Below are 19,450 nucleotides of genomic sequence, written 5' to 3'. Positions count from 1 at the left end.
GCCGTTGGCCCATACCGGCACGCCCCGTCAACCGATACCTGACCAACCGACAATAATAACGGCGGAGTACACGATGGCAGAGGCAATCATCGAGACCCGGGGCCTCACCAAGAACTTCCGGGGCTTCACGGCGGTCAACGACATCTCCATCCGGATCGAGCCCGGTACCATTCACGCCATGATCGGCGCCAACGGCGCAGGCAAGACCACCTGCTTCAACCTGCTGACCAAATTCCTCGAACCCAGTGCCGGCAGCATTCTCTACCAGGGGCGCGACATCACCCGCCTCAAGCCGGACCAGGTGGCCAGGCGCGGCATGGTCCGTTCGTTTCAGATATCTGCCGTGTTCGGCCACCTCAGCGCACTGGAGAACGTCAAGCTGGCACTGCAACGCCAGCGCGGCGAATCCTACGACTTCTGGGCTTCGCATCACCGGCTCGACCACCACCGCGAGCGTGCCATGAGGCTGCTGAACGACGTCGGGCTAGAGAACTGGGCCGATACCCCTGCCGCCGAGTTGCCCTACGGACGCAAACGGGCGCTGGAACTCGCCACCACGCTGGCGCTCGACCCCGAGGTGATGCTGCTCGACGAGCCTTTGGCCGGCATGGGTACGGAGGACGTGGGCCGCACTGCCGAACTGATCCGCCGCGTGGCCGAGGGGCGCTCGGTGCTGATGGTGGAGCACAACCTGGGCGTGGTGGCCGAACTCTGCGACCGCATCACCGTGCTGGCTCGCGGCGAGGTGCTGGTAGAGGGCGACTACGCCACCGTGTCGCGCGACCCACGGGTGATCGAGTCCTACATCGGAGGTGCCCGCCATGACTGAAGCCGCCGTGGAACAAGCCGTCGAGCCCATGCTGGCCATCCGTGACCTCCATGCCTGGTACGGCGAAAGCCACGTGCTGCACGGCATCGACCTGGATGTCCCGCCGGGTCAGGTGGTCACTCTGCTGGGCCGCAACGGCGCCGGCAAGTCAACCACCTTGAAGTCGATCATGGGCATCGTCCCGCGGCGCCGCGGCAGCATTCGGCTTGCCAGCACCGAAACCATCGGCCTGCGTCCGTTCCATATCGCCCGCCACGGCGTGGCCTTCTGCCCAGAGGATCGGGGGATCTACGCCACGCTCGACGTCAGGGAGCACCTCGATCTGCCGACGCGAGTCAACGACAGCGGTCTTAGCACCGAGCAGGTGCTCGATCTGTTTCCCCACCTGCGCGAGAGACGACATAGCCCCGGCACCAAGCTATCCGGCGGCGAGCAACAAATGCTGGCGATCGGGCGTACCTTGCGCACCGGGGCCAGGCTGCTGTTGCTCGACGAACCTACCGAGGGATTGGCACCCAGCATCGTCGAGCAGATCGGCAATACCATCCGCCACCTCAAGGCGCAGGGCTACACCATTCTGCTGGTAGAGCAGAATCTTCACTTCGCCATGGACGTGGCCGATCACTTCTACCTGATCGACCACGGCCAGGTGGCAGCACGCTACGACCGCAAGGGCATCGAACAGGACGTCGACAGCGTACTGTCACGCCTGGGAGTGTAGCGGCACGCTCAATCGCGGGGGTCAGTCACGAGCGTGCCGGCGAAAGTGCGAGGGCGAGACGCCATTCATGCGCTTGAAGGTCTTGGAGAAGGCGAAGGGGCTACGATAGCCCACCCGCTCGGCGATCTCCTCGATCGGTAGATCGCTGGTCGCCAGCAGGTGGGTAGCATGCTGCATGCGCAGCTGGGTGAGCTGCTGCATGGGGCTGCGCCCGAAGACCTTGCGGCTGATACGCCGCAGGTGCTCGCTGCTGACGTGGGCAATCTCGGCCATCTCCTCGATGGTCCAGTGCCGTTCCAGCGTCGGTATCACCGCCTCGAAGACCGCCACGATACGCGCATCGCGTCGCCAGGGATCGGCGAAACGCGAGATATAGCGCTCGATGGTATCGACCCACATCACGCAGCTGGCCGGGTCCCCCTGGCCGCGGAACACCTCGCTGTAGAGTCCCAGGATGGCATGCTTCATCGGCTCGGGGTCGAAGTGCTGCATGATCGGCGCGATGGTTCCTACCACCGAGCGCGGCGCACTGGGCAGATAGCGAAGCCAGCAGTACTGCCAGCGTTTGTCGGGCACGGCATGGAAGGCATGCAGCCCGTGGGCCGGGGCGAAGGACATCATGTTGCGGCGCATGGTGCACCAGCGCCCGTCGAGCAGCATGCGGCCTTCACCGCCCAGCGAACCGTGGATGTAGGCGCCGCTCAGGCGGGTGCGGACGATGCGATAAGGCACCGCGGCATCGCCGAAGCCCACATGCGAGATATGCCTCTGCTCGAGTGCCGCGCAGTCGTCGGCACGCACGATCCATTGCAGGGTATCATCGCCAACGATGTGGGTTTCGGATAGCTGTTCGTGCTCTGTAGCCATGGCGCAATCGCCCGTGTTGGCCCTAACTGGTAAAGGCAGCAAGACAACAAACCGTTCTAATCCGAGCAAATTACAACAATAGCTCCCCATGAGAACAGGAGAAACGAACAATGCCAGCCACGAACTCCTTGAAAACCCTCGTACTGTCTTCCGCCGTTCTGGGCCTGGGCGGCCTCTCCAGCGCCATGGCCAGCGACGGTTACAGCGACGATGTGGTGCGTATCGGCGTGCTCACCGATATGTCCGGGATCTACACCGATCTCTCCGGCGAGGCCGCCGTCGCGGCCGTGGAGATGGCAGTCGAGGATTTCGGGGGTGAGATCGACGGCACCCCCATCGAGGTCATTCACGGCGATCACCGCAATCGTGCCGACACCGGAGCCAGCCGTGCCCGGGAATGGTACGACAGCGAGGGGGTGGACATGATCAACGATCTGTCCAACTCCGGGGTCGCGTTGGCCGTGGCCGCCGTGGCCGACGAGCAACAGCGCCACGCCATCGTCAACTCGTCATCCAATATCGGGCTCACCAACGATGCCTGTTCGCCCTACGTGACCCACTACACCTACGACGCCCATTCGCTGGCGCACGGTACCGGCAAGTCGATTGTCGAAGATGGCGGCGACACCTGGTTCTTCCTCACCGTGGACTTCGCCTTCGGCATCGGGCTCGAGGAGCAGGTGTCGGAAGTGGTACGCGACGCCGGGGGACAGGTCGTCGGCGCCGCTCGCCACCCGCTGGACACCACCGATTTCTCCTCCTATGCCCTGCAGGCCCAGGCCTCCGGTGCGGAGATCATCGGCATCGCCTCCACCGGCGCCGATGCCATCAACGCGATCAACGCCCTGGCCGAATTCGGCGTGACGCCCGATCAACGCCCGGCCGCACTGCTGCTGTGGTATGACGACATCGCCAGTCTGGGGCTGGAAACCGCTCAGGGCCTGATGCTGACCAACGCCTTCTATTGGGATGCCAACGACGAAACCCGCGAGTTCTCTCAGCGCTTCTACGAGCGCACCGGACGCATGCCCAACATGGCCCAGGCCGGCAACTACTCCTCCACCATGCACTACCTGAACGCCATCGAGGCTGCCGGTAGCGACGATTCCGATGCCGTCTCCGAAAAGATGCGCGAGCTGGAGATCAACGACTTCTTCGCCAAAGGCGGCTATATCCGCCCCAATGGCCGCATGGTGCACGACCAGTACCTGTGGGAAGTGAAGTCTCCCGGCGAGTCGGAGTATGACTACGACTTCCTGCGCCTGGTGACCACCATTCCCGGCGAAGAGGCTTTCCAGCCGCTGGAAGAGAGCTCCTGCCACCTGCTCGACAACGATTGATGCCCTCTCTGTGCCCGGCTGCGGCCGGGCATCGGGCCTTGCTCACCGTTAGCTTCACGAGCCAGTGACCATGGATATATTCGGCATCCCCATTCCGGCCCTGATGGGTCAACTCATGCTGGGCATCGTCAACGGCTCCTTCTATGCCGTACTGAGCCTGGGCTTGGCGATCATTTTCGGCGTGCTCAAGATCGTCAATTTTGCCCACGGCGCTTTCTTCATGCTGGGCGCCTTCACCGCCTTCCTGCTGGCCCAGTACATGGGCGCCAATTACTGGATGACGTTGGCCATCGCCCCGCTGGCCGTGGCGCTGTTCGGCATGGCATTCGAGTTCCTGTTCCTGCGTCGGCTGTACGGGCTCGATCCGATCTATGGGCTGCTGCTGACCTTCAGCCTGGTGCTGGTATTGGAGGGAGGCTTCCGCGTTGCCTTCGGCTCCTCCGGCCAACCCTTCGCCACTCCAGAACTGCTGCGCGGTACCATCGACCTGGGGTTCATGATCCTGCCGCTCTATCGCGGCTTCGTGATCGTCTCGGCGCTGCTGCTGTGCCTGGCCACCTGGTTCATCATCGAGCGCACCTCGCTGGGTGCCAGCCTGCGCGCCGCCACCGAGCGCTCGGAGCTGACCCAGGCCTTCGGCATCAATGTGCCGCGCCTGGTCACGCTGACCTATGGCGTGGGCGTGGGTCTGGCAGCCTTCGCCGGTGTGCTCGCCGCCCCCATCTTCCACGTCAACCCCTCCATGGGCTCCAGCCTGGTGATCATCATCTTCGCCGTGGTGGTCATCGGCGGGTTGGGCTCGATCATGGGCGCTATCGTCGCCGGTCTGGGGCTCGGCGTGGTGGAAGGCTTCACGCGGGTGTTCTACTCCGAGTTCTCCTCCACCATCGTTTTCCTGGTGATGGTGCTGGTATTGCTGCTGCGCCCCGCCGGCCTCTTCGGCCGTGAGGAGGGATGACCATGCACCTGCGTTACCTGAGCGTCCCCCTGCTGATTCTCGGGCTAGCGGCCCTGCTCGCCGTGCCCTTCTTTCCGCAGCTCGTCTATTCCATCTTCATCATGAAGATGCTGTGTTTCGTACTCTTCGCCTGCGCCTTCAACCTGCTGCTGGGGCATACCGGCATTCTCTCCTTCGGCCACGCCGCCTTCTTCGGCACCGGCGCCTATATCACCGGCCAGCTGGTCAAAGCCTACGGCGTTCCCACCGAACTGGGCATTCTTGCCGGCGGCCTGGTGGCAGCTGCGCTGGGTGCCATCGTGGGAGCCCTGGCCATTCGTCGCAGCGGCATCTACCTGGCAATGATCACCCTGGCGCTGTCGCAGTTGGTGTTCTTCTTCTTCCTCCAGGCTCCCTTCACCGGCGCCGAGGACGGACTGCAGCGCATTCCCCGCGGCACCTTCCTGGGCGTGATCGACCTCGCCAACGACACGGCACTCTACTACGTGGTGGTCGGCATCGTCGGCGCCGGCCTGTGGCTGGTATGGCGCACGGTCAATTCGCCGTTCGGCCACGTTCTGCGCGCCATCCGCGAGCACGAGCCCCGCGCCATCTCGCTGGGCTACCCCGTGGCCCGCTACAAGGTGCTGGTATTCACCCTCTCGGCCGGGCTTTCGGGTATCGCCGGCTCGCTCAAGGCGATCATCTTCCAGCTGGCGGCGCTTTACGATGCGCACTGGCACACGTCCGGCGATGTCATCCTCATGACGCTGCTCGGCGGCATGAATACCGTGTTCGGACCCGCCGTGGGCGCAGCGCTGGTCTCCACCCTCAATCACTACCTGGACCCGTTCGGCGCCTGGGTCACGGTGATCACCGGCCTGGTGTTCATGGCCTGCATACTCACCTTCCGCCAGGGCGTGGTGGGCCAGCTCGGCCAGCTATACCGGACACGCAAATCCTCAGCTCCTGCAGCCACTCCTCAGCCCCGACCCCATAGCCACCCGCAATGACAAGGAGAACTTCATGCCTCCCTTCGCTCGACAGGAACTCATGGCCCGCTTCCAGGCCATGGCAGAACGTGGCCAGCCGATCATCGGCGGCGGCGCCGGCACCGGCATCTCGGCCAAGTGCGAAGAAGCCGGCAGCATCGACCTGATCGTGATCTACAACTCCGGCCGCTATCGCATGGCGGGTAGGGCCTCATCCGCCGGCCTGCTGGCCTACGGCAACGCCAACCAGATCGTGCAGGAGATGGCGCTGGAGGTGCTGCCGGTGGTCAAGCACACCCCAGTGCTGGCCGGCGTCAACGGCACCGACCCCTTCGTGATCATGCCCAAGCTGCTGCGTGAACTGAAGGAGCTGGGTTTCTCCGGCGTCCAGAATTTTCCGACCGTAGGCCTGATCGACGGCACCTTTCGCATCAGCCTGGAAGAGACCGGCATCACCTTCGGCAGTGAAGTCGACATGATCCGCCAGGCGCACGAGATGGACATGCTCACCACGCCCTATGTGTTCTCGGCCGACGAGGCCGTGGCCATGGCGGAAGCGGGCGCCGACATCATCGTGGCGCACATGGGCGTCACCGTCGGCGGCACCATCGGCGCCGAGTCGGCCAAGACGCTGGACGAATCGGTGCGCCTGATCGACGACTGGGCCGAGGCGGCCAGGCGGGTTCGCAGGGACGTGATCATCCTGTGCCATGGCGGTCCCATCGCCACACCGGAGGACGCTACCTACGTCATGCGCGAGAGCGAGCACTGCAACGGTTTCTACGGCGCCTCGAGCATGGAGCGCCTGCCCACGGAACTCGCCCTGACCGACCAGATTCGACGCTTCAAGGCCATTGCCTGACCGACTCGAGGAGACGCCACCATGACCCGGGTTTACGTCAGCGCCGTCATGCCCATCACCCTCGAGCAGGCCTGGAGCGTGCTGCGTGACTTCAACGGCTTGCCGAATTACCACCCCTTCTTTGCCAGGAGCGAAATCGAGGCGGGCAAACCCGCCGATCAGATCGGCTGCGTGCGCCATTTCCACGATCACGACGGTAATGTCATCCGCGAAGAGCTGCTCACGCTCTCCGATCGCGAACACCTCTGCTGTTACCGCATCCTCGAGGCGCCAGCGCTGCCGGTGCGCGGCTACGTGGCCGAGATGAGCCTGAAACCCATCACCACCACCGATCAGTGCTTCGGCGAGTGGTGGGCGGAGTTCGACGTGGATGACACCGATCGCAAGGAGGTCGTGCAGCGAGTCTCGGATACCTTCCGGCTCGCCTTCGAAGGGGCTACCGAACGCTGCGCACGAGGTTGACGCCCCAGACCCGATAACGATCAGGCCGGCACGACGCATGCCGACCAGGAGGCACCATGGGACACAAAGCCCTCATCATCGGCACCTGTGATACCAAGGCCGAGGAGCTATGCTACCTGCGCGACCTGCTACGGACCGCAGGGGTCGACGCGTTGATCGTCGATGTCGGTACCGGCGGCGATGCGGCTCCCGAGGCCGACATTCCCGCCAGCCAGGTGGCCGCCTGCCACCCCCAAGGCGCCGAGGCGGTTTTCGTCAACGACCGGGGGCGTGCCGTGGCGCAGATGGCCGAGGCATTGTGCCGGCTGCTCGCGGAACGTGACGATGTGGACGGCGTCATTGGCATTGGCGGTTCCGGCGGCACCGCGCTGATTACCCCCGCCATGCGCGACCTGGACATCGGCGTGCCCAAGGTGATGGTCTCGACCATCGCCTCGGGCAATGTGGCCCCCTACGTCGGGCCCAGCGACATCGCCATGATCCATTCGGTGACCGACGTGGCGGGGCTCAACCGGATCTCGCGCCGCGTGCTCGGCAATGCCGCTCATGCCCTGCTCGGGATGCTCAGCGGCAAGATCCCCGAGGTCGCCGAAGACAAGCCGGCCATCGGCCTGAGCATGTTCGGCGTTACCACGCAGTGCGTCAACCGGATGACCAAGGCACTGTCGCCGTCGTATGACTGCCTGGTCTTCCATGCCACCGGTACTGGCGGGCGCTCGATGGAGAAACTGGCCGCGAGCGGCATGCTGAAGGGGCTGCTGGACATGACCACCACCGAAGTCTGCGACCTGCTGATGGGGGGCATCTTCAGCGCTGGCGAAACGCGGCTGGACGTCCTGGCGCAAGCCGACCTGCCCTATGTGGGCTCCTGCGGGGCTCTCGACATGGTCAACTTCGCCGGTCCCGAAACGCTACCCGAGCGCTATCGGCAGCGGCGGCTCTACGAGCACAACCCCCAGATCACCCTGATGCGCACCACCGCTGAGGAGAACGCGCAGATGGGCCGCTGGATCGGCGAGAAGCTCAACCGCTGTCGGGGGCCGTTGCGCTTCCTGCTGCCCGAAGGCGGGGTCTCGGCCCTCGATGCTCCCGGCCAGCCCTTTCATGATCCGCAAGCGGACGCCGCCTTGTTCGCGGCCCTGGAAGCCACGGTACGGCAGACTCCCGAGCGTCGCCTGATTCGCTGTCCCTGGCATATCAACGACCCGGAGTTCGCTGCCATGGCCGTCGCCGAGTTCCATGAGCTGATGAGTGCGCAGCCGGCTTCTCCTGGGTGAGGCGGGGGGTAGCCTGGCACCGTCAACGAGCAGGCAGGCCCTCCTCCCGGGCGAACCAGCTTTCCAGAATGAGCACCGCGGCGATGCCGTCGACCCCCTGGTCGCGGTAGTTGCCGCGGTGCCCTGCCTCGCGGGCAATCGACTTGGCCTCGCGGGTCGAGCCGTGCTCGTCGACCCACTCGCAGGGAACGCCGTAGCGGCCGAACAGCCGCTTGCCGAACTTGCGCGCGCGCCGGCTCATCTCCGACGCGCTGCCATCGGCGTGCAACGGCAACCCCACCACGAACAGTGCCGGCTGCCACTCTTCCACCAGCCGCGCAATGACGTCCCAGTCGGGAATGCCGTCGCGGGCCGGCAGCGGCTCGAGCTCCCGAGCGCGGCCCACCAGCTCGTTGCCCACGGCCACGCCGATGCGCCGCGTGCCGAAGTCGAACGCCAGCACCAGGCGTTGTCCGGCCTCGCTCATCAGCTATGCCCGGCCTCGCGGGTCATCAGGCTCAGGTCGACGCCGAGAATGCCGGCAGCGGCGGAGAGACGCTGTTCGGACGGCACCTCGAAGAGGATGTCGGGGCGCCCTTCGACGGTGAGCCAGGCATTCTCCTTGAGCTCGTGCTCGAGCTGACCCGCTTCCCAGCCGGCGCAGCCCAGGCAGATCAGGAACTGCTCGGGGCCGCGCCCCTTGGCCAGCGCCTGGAGCATGTCCATGGAGGTGGTCAGGGCAATGTCCTCGGTCACCTGGATGCTGGAATCCCAGGCATCGCTATCGCCACGATGCAGGATGAAGCCACGATCCTTGTGAGTCGGCCCGCCGTAGTAGACCGGCGCATTGCGGTGCGGGCTCTCCTCGCCCCCCAGCTCGAGCTGCTCGAACAGGGCATCCAGGGTGATGTCCAGCGGGCGGTTGACGATCACGCCCATGGTGCCGTTCTCGTCGTGATCGCACAGGTAGCTGAGAGTACCGGCGAAGTTGGGGTCTTCCAGGTGCGGCATCGCCAGCAGGAAATGGTGTTTCAAGCTTTGCATGGGACTCCCGGGCGGCGGGTCAGGGGCCCTGCCGCACGCCGTAGTGATTGCCTTGGCCGAACCGCCAGACGCGGATAATGGAAAGACTGTCCAGCGCGCCCATGTCGTCGTCGAAAGGACGGTAGGGCGCAGCGCCGTGTACGGTGTCCAGCGCTGCCCGGTCGAGTTCGGCATGTCCCGAGGATTGTATCACCTCTGCCTGGCGAAGCTCGCCATCGCGAGCGATCACCACGCGAATGCGCAGCTGACCGTGAAGCTCGCGTGGCGCAGGGTGAGCCCGGTTGCCGTAGACCTCGATGCGACGTGTCCAGTCGTCGATGTAACGCGCCTCGGCGGCTTGCCGAGCCGCTTGGCGGGAGCGCTGTCCGCTGGGACCCGCCACCTCGGGCGATTGCCCCTGCTCACGCCGGCTTTGGGCGGCCTCGGCCACCCGGTCGCGCCCCGAGGCAGAATCAGCGCTGGCCGTAGCCGGCGAAACCGTATCGGACCGGGCCGCTCCAGGGCGCAACTCGGCATCGCGTGCAGACGCCGTGCGAGACGCAACGAGTTGGCTGGCATCGACAGCGAGTTCTTCAGGGGATGGTTGGGGCGGCTCTGCGGTCGACGCTGCAGCCTCGTGGCGGGGTTGCCGGGCCTGGGCCAGCGCCCGCGCCTCAGCGGGATCCGACGTTTCCGGCTGGCCGGCGGCACGCTGATCCTGCTCGGCCATGGCGGCTGCCTCCACCGGCGTCGACGAAGCCCGTGTCACCAGCACCACGTCCAAGCTGGTGGCGGGCGGCAGTGAAGCGACGAAGGGCAGGCCTGCCACACTGCCCAGCAGCGCCAAGTGCAGCAGCACGGCGGCCGATACCGCCAACCAGCGACGATAGGGCCGCGTGACCGGGGCGTACTGGATGGGATCGCTGAGCGCCGCCGGCATGACACGTCCTCTGCCTAGACGCGGCGCTGCGCGGCCAGGCGCCGGAGAATGGCATCCATCAGCAGGCCGGCGATGTCGGTGCCGCGCTGGTCGTCGATTTCGCGCACGCAGGTGGGGCTGGTCACGTTGATCTCGGTGATGTAGTCGCCGATGACGTCGAGGCCCACGAACAGCAGCCCCTTGTCACGAATCATCGGCTGCACCTGACTGACCAGCCAGTGGTCGCGGTCGGTGAGCTCGCGGCTAATACCCTGACCGCCGGCCGCCAAGTTGCCGCGCGTTTCCCCGGCCATGGGCACGCGAGCCAGGCCGAAGGGCACCGGTTCGCCATCCACCAGCAGGATGCGCGTGTCGCCGTCGCGGATCTCGGGGATATAGCGCTGGGCCATGATCTGGCGTCGGCCGCGCTCGGTCAGCAGCTCGATGATGGCACCGAGATTGCGACCCTCGGGCTGGACGTGAAAGATCCCGCTGCCCCCCATGCCATCCAGCGGCTTGAGGATGACGTCGCCATGCTCGGCATGGAAGTCACGCAGCACCGACTCGCGGCAGGTGACCACCGTCGGCGTGCAGCAGTGCGGGAACTGCTGAGCGAACAGCTTCTCGTTGCACTCGAGCAGCGCCCGGGTGGGGTTGACCACCAGCACCCCCTCGCGCTCGGCGAAGCCCAGCAGGTGCACGGCATTGAGAAAGTGATCGTCCACCGGCGGATCCTGGCGCATCAGGATGACGTCGAGCTCGGCCAGCGGACGCGTCTCCGGCTCACCCAGGGCGTACCAGTGCGCCGGGTCGCGAAACGCCTCGAGCTCACGCAGCTGGCCGAAGGCACGGCCATCGCGCAAAAAGAGGTCTTCCGGCTCCAGGTAGTGCAGCGTCCAGCCGCGCGCCTGGGCCGCCCACAGCATGGCCAGGGTGGTGTCCTTCTTGTAGGCGAGGTCGGCGATGGGATCCATCACCACCCCGACGTGGAGGGCGCGTTCGCTCATGATCGGTATCCGGTCGAATCAGTGGTCAGACGCAGTATGCCCGAGCCCCCTGGCGACACCAAGGCGCCTAGGAGTCGCTGGGCAATGCTGCTGAGGTGCCGGCAACGATCCTGGACTACTCCCTGCCGGGCACCAGGCGAATGCCGCTCGCTTCGATGGTGATGCGTTGCTCCTTGTAGAGCCGCCCGATGGCCTGCTTGAAGGCACTCTTGCTCACTCCCAGGCGTGCTTTAATCTCGTGCGCCGGACTCTTGTCCGCCAGAGGCAAGTACCCACCGCTTTTGCGCAGCGCCTCGAGCACCCGCTCGCCCACCGCATCGAGGCGCGCTGCTCCCGGCGGCAACAACGAGAGATCCAGCCGCCCATCGTCGCGCACACGTTTGACGAACCCCGTGAGGCGCTGTCCGCGGCGCACTGGCCGGGTCATGTCATCGCGATAGAGCAGCCCCCAGAAACGGTGATCGACCACTGCCTTGACGCCCAGATCGGTGTGATCGGCGACCACCAGTTCGACTTGGTCGCCCGGCGCCAGCCCCTTCGCCGCGTCCTGCACGAAACGGTCGAGCTTCTGCGAGGCCACCGGCCGCCCCTGCTGATCCTCGTAGATGCGCACCAGCACCCGTTTGCCCGGCGTGGGGCGAAAGCGCTGCTCGCCGAAGGGCAACAGCAGATCGCGGGGATGCCCCCAATCGAGGAAGGCGCCGGTATCGTTGACGACGACCACCTCGAGATAGGCGACCTCGCCGATCTGGGCCTTCGGCGTGCGTGCGCGACGAGGACCGGAAGTCGCGAAGCGGGAAGATCGCGAGTCTCGTGAATCGGGCATGGCAGCGACTCCATCGGCAGAGAAAAGGGGCGATAACGTTCAGAGGTCGCCAAAGCGGTGCTGCAACAGAGAAAGCGCCACCACTGGCGCGGTCTCGGTACGCAGGATGCGCGGACCGAGCCCCAGCGGAGCAAACCCCGCCGCTTGGGCGGCCTCGACCTCCGGCTCGGCCAGCCCGCCTTCGGGGCCGATCAGCAGGGCGACGGCGGCAGGCACCTCACCACGCTCGAGCGCCCCCGCAGTGCCGGGATGGAGCACCAGACGCAGCGTTTCGTGGCGGGCGGAAAGCCAGTCGTCGAGCCCCGCTGGCGGGTGGACGCGCGGCACCACGGCGCGCCCGCACTGCTCGCAGGCGCTGGCTGCCACCGCCTGCCAGTGGGCGAGTCTCTTGGCGGCACGATCGCCCTTGAGGCGCACGTCGCCGTGTTCGGTATGCAGCGGCGTGATGGCGGCCACGCCCAGCTCCACGGCCTTCTGGATGGCGTAGTCCATACGGTCGCCCTTGGCGATCGCCTGCCCCAGATGAACGGCCAGCGGCGATTCGCTTTGCCCCGGCACGAGCGCCTCGACATGTGCCACCACCTGCTTGCGGCCGGCTTCGACGAGCACAGCGCGCGCCTCCCGCCCAGCGCCATCGAACAGGATCAGCGACGCGCCCGGCCCCAGGCGCAACACTCGTGCCACGTGGCGGGCGGGGCCTTCCGGCAGAACGACGTCGCCGCCGATACGGAAGTCGGCGGCGACGTGGATGCGTGGAGCTCTCGATGCCACGGCTCGACCGCCGTTACTGGGTGGTCTGCCCGCCGGCATCCTGCTGGGCCTGCTCGGCAGCACGTTTCTTCTTCTGGGCGTAGATCGCCTCGAAGTTGACCGGCGCCAGCATCAGCGGCGGGAAGCCGCCGCGATTGACCAGGTTGTCGATGCACTCGCGGGCATAGGGAAACAGCATGTTGGGGCAGAAGGCGCCCAGGGTGTGCTCGAGCTGCGAGCCCTCGATGCCGCTGATGCGGAACAGGCCGGCCTGCTCGATTTCGGCGAGGAAGGAAGTAGTGCCCTCTTCGCTATGGGTGACCTGGGCCGTGACCTTGAGCGTGACCTCGTAGAGGTCGTCGCCGACTTTCTGGCTCGATGAGTTGAGGTCCACGCCGACCTTGGGCTTGAACGGCTGCTGGAAGACCGCCGGGGAGTTGGGCGCCTCGAAGGAGATGTCCTTGACGTAGACGCGCTGCACGGCGAACTGCAGCTGTTGCTGGTTCTGCTGGCCGGCGGCCTGGCTCTCGCCGCCGCCGTTCTGGCTGTTCTCTTCCGCCATGGGAATGATCCTTTGCGTCGCTGGAATGAATTATTTCTTGACCACCGGCAGGCCATCCGCCTGCCACTGCGCCATGCCGCCCTTGAGCTTGAAGACCCGCGCAAAGCCGGCCTTGGTGAGCTTGGCCACGGTAACGCCGGAACTCTGCCCGCTCTTGCACACCACGATGATCGGCTTGTCCTTGACCTTGTCGAGCTCGTTCATGCGGTTGTCGATGCGACTCTGGGGGATGTTGCGCGCCCCGGCGATATGGCCGGCCTTGAAGTCGCCGGCTTCGCGGGTATCCACCACCACCGCATCCTCGCGGTTGATCAGCTGCGTCGCCTGGCTGGAGTTCACGCCGCTGGAAGAGGCGTTGCGAGCCTCGTAGAAGATCCACGCCGCCAGCACCATCAGAAAGGCGGCTACCAACAGCGGGTGATTCTGCACGAATTCGAACAGCTGATCGATCATGGGTCCGGGACACTCTGGGTCGGGTACACGGTTGAGCAATACTGGGCGGCGCCCAGTATACACGAAAGGGCGCGAGGCTCGCTGCCGTCGTCATGACGGCCAAGCGTGCCGTGCGTTATGATGCCGCAAGCCGATGCAAGTCGCGACCCCGTCGCCGAGACCGATGGCGGGCCGTGCCGAGACCAACACGAGGCCTTCCCGACATGACGACCGCTTCTCCTTCCGCCGCACCGCGCCCGGTAGCGCTGATCATACTCGACGGTTACGGTCACAACACCGACCGCGAAAGCAACGCCGTCACTGCCGCACGCACCCCGACCCTCGACCGCCTGTGGGCCGAGCGACCGCACACCCTGATCCACACCGACGGCCGCCATGTGGGCCTGCCCGACGGCCAGATGGGCAACTCCGAGGTCGGCCACATGAACCTGGGTGCCGGGCGCATCGTCTACCAGGACTTCACGCGCATCACCAAGGCAGTGGAAGAGGGCGGTCTCGATGCCATCGATACCCTCACCGATCCCATCGATACCGCCGTGGCCGCAGGCAAGGCTGTGCACCTGCTGGGCCTGCTCTCGCCCGGCGGAGTGCACAGCCACGAAGACCACATCCTGGCCATGGCCGAGCTGGCCGCACGGCGTGGTGCCACGCGCATCTACGTGCACGCTTTCCTCGACGGCCGCGACACCGCTCCCAAGAGCGCCAACGCCTCGCTGGAGCGCACCGAAACGCGCCTCGCAGAACTGGTGGGCGCCGGCAACGGCCGGGTCGTCTCGCTGATCGGCCGCTACTATTCCATGGACCGCGACAACCGCTGGGAGCGCATCGAGAAGGCCTACCGCCTGCTCACCGACGGCCAGGGCGATTTCACCGCAGCCAGCGCCAAAGCCGGGCTCGAGGCTGCCTACGATCGCGGCGAAACCGACGAGTTCGTCGCCGCCACCGCCATCCACGACGGGAGTGGGCCGGTCACCATCGACGACGGCGACGCCGCCTTCTTCATGAACTTCCGCGCCGACCGTGCCCGGGAGCTGACCCGCGCCTTCGTCGAGGACGACTTTTCCGGTTTCGAACGCCGCCAACGCCCCACGCTTGCCAGCGGCAGCCTGGTCACGCTGACCCAGTATGCCGCGGACATCCCCGCTCCGGCCGCCTTCCCGCCCGTGGCGCTACACAACACCCTCGGTGAGGTGATGGAAGGCCGTGGCCTGACCCAGCTGCGCATCGCCGAGACCGAGAAGTACGCCCACGTCACCTTTTTCTTCTCCGGCGGGCGCGAAGCGGAGTACCGCGGCGAAACCCGAATCCTGGTGCCCTCGCCCAAGGACGTGCGCACCTATGACGAAAAGCCGGAAATGAGCGCCGTCGAGGTCACCGACCGGCTGGTCGAGGCCATCGACGCCGAAACCTTCGACCTGGTGGTGTGCAACTACGCCAATGGCGACATGGTCGGCCATACCGGCGACTTCGACGCCGCCGTCCAGGCCATCGAAGCGGTGGACGCCTGCGTGGCACGCGTCGTGGAAGCCATCGAGCGCGTCGGCGGCGCCTGTCTGATCACCGCCGACCACGGCAACGCCGAGCAGATGGTCCACCCCGAGACCGGTGCGCCCCAGACGGCCCACACCACCTTTCCGGTGCCGCTGATCTACGTGGGAGCGCAACCGCTACGCCTGCTGGACGATGGCCGCCTGTGCGACATCGCCCCGACTCTGCTGACTCTGATGGCGCAGCCGATACCCGAGGAAATGACCGGCCGGGTGTTGCTCGAGTCGACAGACTGAGCGCCTCGCGCCTTCCATGCTCCGAGGGTATCTCCGACTCGTCGTCCTCGCGCTCGCCACGGCGTCCTCTCCACTGCTCGCCCAGCCCAGCGAGCGCGAGGCGCGCGAACGCCTCGACGCCATCGGCACGGCCATCGAGTCGGCCAGCCAGCGCCTCGCCACGACCCGCGAAGCCCAGGACGAGGCCACCCAGGCACTGCGCGACGTGGAAACGGCGCTGGCCGAGACCCACCGCCGCCTCGATGCCATCCAGGCCGAGCGGCGCCAGGTCGATGCCGAGCTCGCCGAGCTGGAGACCGCTCGCGAAGGGCTCGAAGCAGAACGCAGCGACCAGGTCGAGGCGCTGCGCACCCAGCTCGACGCTCTCTACCGTTTGGGCCTGACGCCTCAGCTCAAACTGCTGCTCAACCAGGACGACCCGGCGCGTCTCGACCGCCTGCAGACTTATCTCAACCGCCTGGCTGAAGCACGCCACGCCCGGCTGGATGCCATCGCCGAACTCGACGCCGCACTCGACGCCAACCAGCGCGAGCGGCGCGAGCAGCGCCAGCGCCTCGACTCCCTGGCTGACTCCCTTGCCGAGCGCAGCGCCGAGCTGGCCGAGCAGGTCGCCGAACGCGAGCAGCTGGTGGCCGCCCTGGCGGCACGCCACGGCAGCGAACGAGCGCGTCTGGCGGCGCTCGAGCAGGACCGCGAAGCCGCCGAGCAACGCCTGGAAGCCATTCGTCAGGAGCTGGCACGGCTCGAACGCCCCCCGCCCTCCACCGCCATCGCCCGAACCCAGGGCGAACTTCCGTGGCCGGTGGAAGGCGAGCTTTCCGCCACCTTCGGCAACAGCAATGGCGTGCATCGCAACGGGCTGCTGATTCGCGCCGCGGAAGGCACCCCCGTCACGGCCGTGCATGCGGGCCGGGTGGTCTTCGCCGAGTGGATGCGCGGTTTCGGCAACCTGCTGATCGTCGACCACGGCGACCAGGTGATGACACTCTACGCCCATCTTCAACACTTCGAGGCCAGCGTCGGCGAAGCCCTGTCGCGAGGCGACAGCCTCGGCGCGGTCGGCGTGAGCGGCGGCCAGCGTCAGCCCGCGCTCTACTTCGAAGTCCGCCGGGAGGGCAAACCCATCGACCCCCAGGCATGGATCGCCCGGCGGTAGGCACCGCCTCTTTCACAAGCACCGAGGCGCGGGCTATGCTGGGCTGCCCTGCCTCCTGACTTTGCGGAGTTCGCATGCTGTCACCTCTCGCTCATGCTGGCCGTGCCTCGCGTCATCCCCGACGGATGCTGTTGACGGCGCTGCTGGCGCTTTGTCTGGCTCCCCTGCCACTCGCTGCGCAGACCACGCCTGACGACATGCCGGCGGTGGACGAACTGCCGGTCGAAGACGTCCAGACCTTTGCCGAGGTATTCGAGCGCATCAAGCGCGCCTACGTCGAAGACGTCGACGACCGCACCCTGCTGCGCAACGCCATGCGCGGCATGCTCGGCGAACTGGACCCGCATTCCGCCTACCTCGACCGCGAGGAGTTCGAGAGCCTGCGCGAGTCGACCCAGGGCGAATTCGGCGGCGTCGGCATCGAGGTGGGCATGCAGGATGGCCAACTGACCATCATCGCCCCCATCGACGACACGCCGGCCTCCCGCGCCGGCCTGCAATCTCGGGACGTCATCCTGCGCATCGACGACACGCCCACCGAATCGCTGTCACTGCAGGAAGCGGTGACCCTGATGCGCGGCGAGCCGGGTAGCGACATCACTATCACCATCCTGCGCCGTGGCGAGGAGTCGCCGCGGCGCGTCACCATCACCCGCGAGATCATCCGCACCGAAAGCGTCAAGCACGAGCTGCTGGAGGAGGGCTTCGGCTACCTGCGGGTGAGTCAGTTCCAGAGCCGTACCGGCGAGCAGGTCGTGGAAGCCCTGGGCGAGCTGGCCGCCGACGTGCCTCTCGACGGTCTGGTGCTCGACCTGCGCAACAATCCCGGTGGCGTACTGCAAGCCGCCGTCGACGTCGCCGACGCTTTCCTGGAAGAAGGGCTGATCGTCTATACCGAAGGGCGACTGCCCGACACGGAAATGCGCTTCTCCGCCAAGCGCGAGACGGCCGCGCCTGACGTACCGCTGGTGGTACTGATCAATGGCGGCAGCGCGTCTGCGGCGGAGATCGTCGCCGGTGCCCTGCAGGATCAACGCCGTGCCGTGGTCATGGGCACCGAGAGCTTCGGCAAGGGCTCGGTGCAGCAGATCATGCCGCTGGGCAACGGCGAGGGCCTCAAGCTGACCACTGCGCTCTATTTCACCCCCGAGGGGCGTTCCATCCAGGCCCAGGGCATCGAGCCCGACGTCGACGTGGTGCGCGGACGGCTGGAAGTGGCCGAGGGCCAGGACATCGGCGTACGCGAAGCCGACCTGGAGGGCCACCTGCGCTCCCGCGAAGCGCCCCGCGAACGCAGCGAAATGAGCGAGCGGCTACGCGAGGATTACCAGCTCGCCGAAGCACTCAATCTGCTCAAGGCGCTGAACGTGGTGGGCCAGCGCACCCGGCGCGATTAGCGACACGACCGGGGCAACCGCCCCCGCTCGCCAATCGCCTGGCGCATCAGCAGCCGCTTGATGGGCACCAGGCGGTCGACGCCGGAAAGGCCCAGGTTGCGCGCCACCGTCAATGCCGGGTGGCGTGCACCGAACAGCAGCCGGAAGCCGTCCATCAGCGCCAGCATGGCGGCATTGTCGCCACGCCGGCGTCGTGCATAGCGGGCCAGCGCACTGACCTCGCCCGGTGGCATGCCGCGCCGCCGCGCCGCGAGCACTTCCTCGGCGAGCACCGCCACATCCATCAGTCCCAGGTTCACGCCCTGGCCGGCCAGCGGATGGATGGTGTGGGCGGCATCTCCCACCAGGACGAAGCCCGATGCCACGTAGCGCTCGGCATGACGCTGGGTGAGCGGTACCGCCAGGGCCTCGTCCGCCACGCTCACCGTACCGAGCTCGCCGGCAAAGGCCATGGTCAGCGCCTCGCCCAGCGCCTCGGGCGACAGAGCGACCAGCCGTTCGGCCTCGTCCGGCGTCGTGGACCACACGATGGAGCAGAAGCGGTCGTCACCGTCCACCGTCAGCGGCAGGAACGCCAAGGGCCCGCTGGACAGAAAGGTCTGGCGCGCCACGCCACCGTGGGGTTTCGCGGTACGCACCGTGGTGACCATGGCCACGTGGCCGGTCTCACGGCTCACCACGCCGATGCCGGCCAGGTCGCGCAGCGGCGAGCGCGCACCGTCGGCAGCCACCACCAGGGGCGCTGCCAGCCGTTCGCCGTCCTCCAGCACTACCTCGCGGCCGTGTGGCGTCTCGTGCATTCCCGCGACTCGAGCCCCCAGCCGAACTCGCACGCAAGGCAGCTCGCATAGGCGCGCCTCCAGCCCGGCCAGCACCACGTCGTTCTCGACGATATGGCCCAGTGCCGGCACTCCGGCCTGGTCGGCGGAAAAGTGCACCGCGCCACTGCCCTCGGCATCCCATACCTGCATGTAGCGATAGGGCGTCACGCGGCGGGCCGCCATCCAGTGCCAAGCGCCGAGCCCCTCCAGCAGACGCTGTGACACGGGCGTGATGGCACTCACTCGCCGCGCCGGCCGGCCACAGCCCACCGTGTCGCGATCCAGCGGCCTTGGCCGCGCATCGAGCAGCATCACCGCCACACCGGCCTCGCCGAGCAATGCCGCCAGCGCGGCCCCCACCATACCCCCACCGACGACGATCACCTCGGCGGCATCGCCAGCTCGTTCCAAGTCATGCATCAGCATGCTGCTCGCATCGTCGTCATCCTTCGCTTCACGTCTCACTCCGTCCTTCCCCGCCATCCC

General features: G+C 66.6%; 21 protein-coding genes. 11 read left to right on the top strand and 10 right to left on the bottom strand.

Annotated features, from left to right (window positions below):
* Positions 1-73: 73 nt before the first annotated feature.
* Both GFD32_RS13445 and GFD32_RS13440 read left to right on the top strand, forming a co-directional pair.
* Complete coding sequence (locus tag GFD32_RS13445; RefSeq protein ID WP_163577123.1) at positions 74-829, top strand: ABC transporter ATP-binding protein; 756 nt, start codon at positions 74-76, stop codon at positions 827-829.
* Positions 822-1,550 (top strand): ABC transporter ATP-binding protein, encoded by a 729-nt coding sequence (locus tag GFD32_RS13440; protein ID WP_163577122.1) that lies wholly within the window; start codon positions 822-824, stop codon positions 1,548-1,550. Before GFD32_RS13445 ends, GFD32_RS13440 begins: the two co-directional genes overlap by 8 nt.
* A 21-nt stretch (positions 1,551-1,571) precedes the next feature.
* Here GFD32_RS13440 and GFD32_RS13435 read toward each other — a convergent pair whose 3' ends face one another.
* Positions 1,572-2,417, bottom strand: coding sequence for a helix-turn-helix transcriptional regulator (locus GFD32_RS13435; protein WP_205599133.1), 846 nt, complete (start codon positions 2,415-2,417; stop codon positions 1,572-1,574).
* A 110-nt stretch (positions 2,418-2,527) separates the two neighbouring features.
* On the opposite strand from GFD32_RS13435, the gene GFD32_RS13430 reads away from it, so the two are divergent.
* The 6 genes from GFD32_RS13430 to GFD32_RS13405 all read left to right on the top strand — a co-directional run bounded on the left by GFD32_RS13430 (position 2,528) and on the right by GFD32_RS13405 (position 8,287).
* Positions 2,528-3,757 carry an ABC transporter substrate-binding protein gene (locus GFD32_RS13430; protein WP_163577121.1) on the top strand — a complete coding sequence of 410 codons (1,230 nt, stop codon included), beginning with the start codon at positions 2,528-2,530 and terminating at the stop codon, positions 3,755-3,757.
* 70 nt (positions 3,758-3,827) lie between these two features.
* The gene (locus GFD32_RS13425) at positions 3,828-4,715 is read left to right on the top strand and encodes a branched-chain amino acid ABC transporter permease (protein ID WP_163577120.1); all 888 of its coding nucleotides are present in this window, start codon (positions 3,828-3,830) and stop codon (positions 4,713-4,715) included.
* 2 nt (positions 4,716-4,717) lie between these two features.
* Entirely contained in the window at positions 4,718-5,707 is a 990-nt protein-coding gene (locus GFD32_RS13420) for a branched-chain amino acid ABC transporter permease (protein WP_163577119.1), read from the top strand.
* A 13-nt stretch (positions 5,708-5,720) separates the two neighbouring features.
* Positions 5,721-6,548, top strand: a complete 828-nt coding sequence (locus GFD32_RS13415) for a phosphoenolpyruvate hydrolase family protein (protein ID WP_163577118.1) — start codon at positions 5,721-5,723, stop codon at positions 6,546-6,548.
* Between the two features lie 21 nt (positions 6,549-6,569).
* Positions 6,570-7,010: an SRPBCC family protein gene (locus tag GFD32_RS13410; RefSeq protein WP_163577117.1), complete on the top strand. Its 441-nt coding sequence runs from the start codon at positions 6,570-6,572 to the stop codon at positions 7,008-7,010.
* Between the two features lie 56 nt (positions 7,011-7,066).
* Positions 7,067-8,287, top strand: a complete 1,221-nt coding sequence (locus tag GFD32_RS13405) for a Tm-1-like ATP-binding domain-containing protein (RefSeq protein ID WP_163577116.1) — start codon at positions 7,067-7,069, stop codon at positions 8,285-8,287.
* Positions 8,288-8,309: 22 nt separating this feature from the next.
* Here GFD32_RS13405 and ruvX read toward each other — a convergent pair whose 3' ends face one another.
* From ruvX to GFD32_RS13365, 8 genes are all read right to left on the bottom strand, one after another.
* The gene (ruvX, locus tag GFD32_RS13400; protein ID WP_163577115.1) at positions 8,310-8,753 is read right to left on the bottom strand and encodes a Holliday junction resolvase RuvX; all 444 of its coding nucleotides are present in this window, start codon (positions 8,751-8,753) and stop codon (positions 8,310-8,312) included.
* On the bottom strand, positions 8,753-9,310 hold the full coding sequence (locus GFD32_RS13395; protein WP_163577114.1) for a YqgE/AlgH family protein: 558 nt from the start codon (positions 9,308-9,310) through the stop codon (positions 8,753-8,755). Before GFD32_RS13395 ends, ruvX begins: the two co-directional genes overlap by 1 nt.
* A 19-nt stretch (positions 9,311-9,329) precedes the next feature.
* Positions 9,330-10,229, bottom strand: coding sequence for an energy transducer TonB (locus GFD32_RS13390; RefSeq protein WP_163577113.1), 900 nt, complete (start codon positions 10,227-10,229; stop codon positions 9,330-9,332).
* Between the two features lie 14 nt (positions 10,230-10,243).
* Positions 10,244-11,215: a glutathione synthase gene (gshB, locus tag GFD32_RS13385; RefSeq protein WP_163577112.1), complete on the bottom strand. Its 972-nt coding sequence runs from the start codon at positions 11,213-11,215 to the stop codon at positions 10,244-10,246.
* 115 nt (positions 11,216-11,330) lie between these two features.
* Positions 11,331-12,041 carry a CvfB family protein gene (locus GFD32_RS13380; RefSeq protein ID WP_163577111.1) on the bottom strand — a complete coding sequence of 237 codons (711 nt, stop codon included), beginning with the start codon at positions 12,039-12,041 and terminating at the stop codon, positions 11,331-11,333.
* 39 nt (positions 12,042-12,080) lie between these two features.
* Positions 12,081-12,851 carry a 16S rRNA (uracil(1498)-N(3))-methyltransferase gene (locus GFD32_RS13375; RefSeq protein WP_163577110.1) on the bottom strand — a complete coding sequence of 257 codons (771 nt, stop codon included), beginning with the start codon at positions 12,849-12,851 and terminating at the stop codon, positions 12,081-12,083.
* Positions 12,826-13,353 carry a protein-export chaperone SecB gene (secB, locus tag GFD32_RS13370; RefSeq protein ID WP_163577109.1) on the bottom strand — a complete coding sequence of 176 codons (528 nt, stop codon included), beginning with the start codon at positions 13,351-13,353 and terminating at the stop codon, positions 12,826-12,828. Before secB ends, GFD32_RS13375 begins: the two co-directional genes overlap by 26 nt.
* A gap of 30 nt (positions 13,354-13,383) precedes the next feature.
* Positions 13,384-13,806: a rhodanese-like domain-containing protein gene (locus GFD32_RS13365; RefSeq protein WP_163577108.1), complete on the bottom strand. Its 423-nt coding sequence runs from the start codon at positions 13,804-13,806 to the stop codon at positions 13,384-13,386.
* Between the two features lie 203 nt (positions 13,807-14,009).
* Between GFD32_RS13365 and gpmI the strand changes: the two genes are divergently transcribed.
* The 3 genes from gpmI to GFD32_RS13350 all read left to right on the top strand — a co-directional run bounded on the left by gpmI (position 14,010) and on the right by GFD32_RS13350 (position 18,143).
* Positions 14,010-15,590 carry a 2,3-bisphosphoglycerate-independent phosphoglycerate mutase gene (gene gpmI / locus GFD32_RS13360; RefSeq protein WP_163577107.1) on the top strand — a complete coding sequence of 527 codons (1,581 nt, stop codon included), beginning with the start codon at positions 14,010-14,012 and terminating at the stop codon, positions 15,588-15,590.
* A gap of 16 nt (positions 15,591-15,606) precedes the next feature.
* Positions 15,607-16,746, top strand: a complete 1,140-nt coding sequence (locus GFD32_RS13355) for a murein hydrolase activator EnvC family protein (RefSeq protein WP_163577106.1) — start codon at positions 15,607-15,609, stop codon at positions 16,744-16,746.
* A 74-nt stretch (positions 16,747-16,820) separates the two neighbouring features.
* Positions 16,821-18,143, top strand: coding sequence for a S41 family peptidase (locus GFD32_RS13350; RefSeq protein WP_163577105.1), 1,323 nt, complete (start codon positions 16,821-16,823; stop codon positions 18,141-18,143).
* Here GFD32_RS13350 and GFD32_RS13345 read toward each other — a convergent pair.
* Positions 18,140-19,384 carry a UbiH/UbiF/VisC/COQ6 family ubiquinone biosynthesis hydroxylase gene (locus tag GFD32_RS13345; protein WP_163577316.1) on the bottom strand — a complete coding sequence of 415 codons (1,245 nt, stop codon included), beginning with the start codon at positions 19,382-19,384 and terminating at the stop codon, positions 18,140-18,142. The two genes, GFD32_RS13350 and GFD32_RS13345, sit on opposite strands and share 4 nt — an antisense overlap.
* Positions 19,385-19,450 lie beyond the last annotated feature (66 nt).

Source organism: Halomonas faecis (assembly GCF_010993975.1).
Classification (GTDB): domain Bacteria; phylum Pseudomonadota; class Gammaproteobacteria; order Pseudomonadales; family Halomonadaceae; genus Halomonas; species Halomonas faecis.
This window is presented reverse-complemented; position numbering and strand designations above follow the sequence as displayed.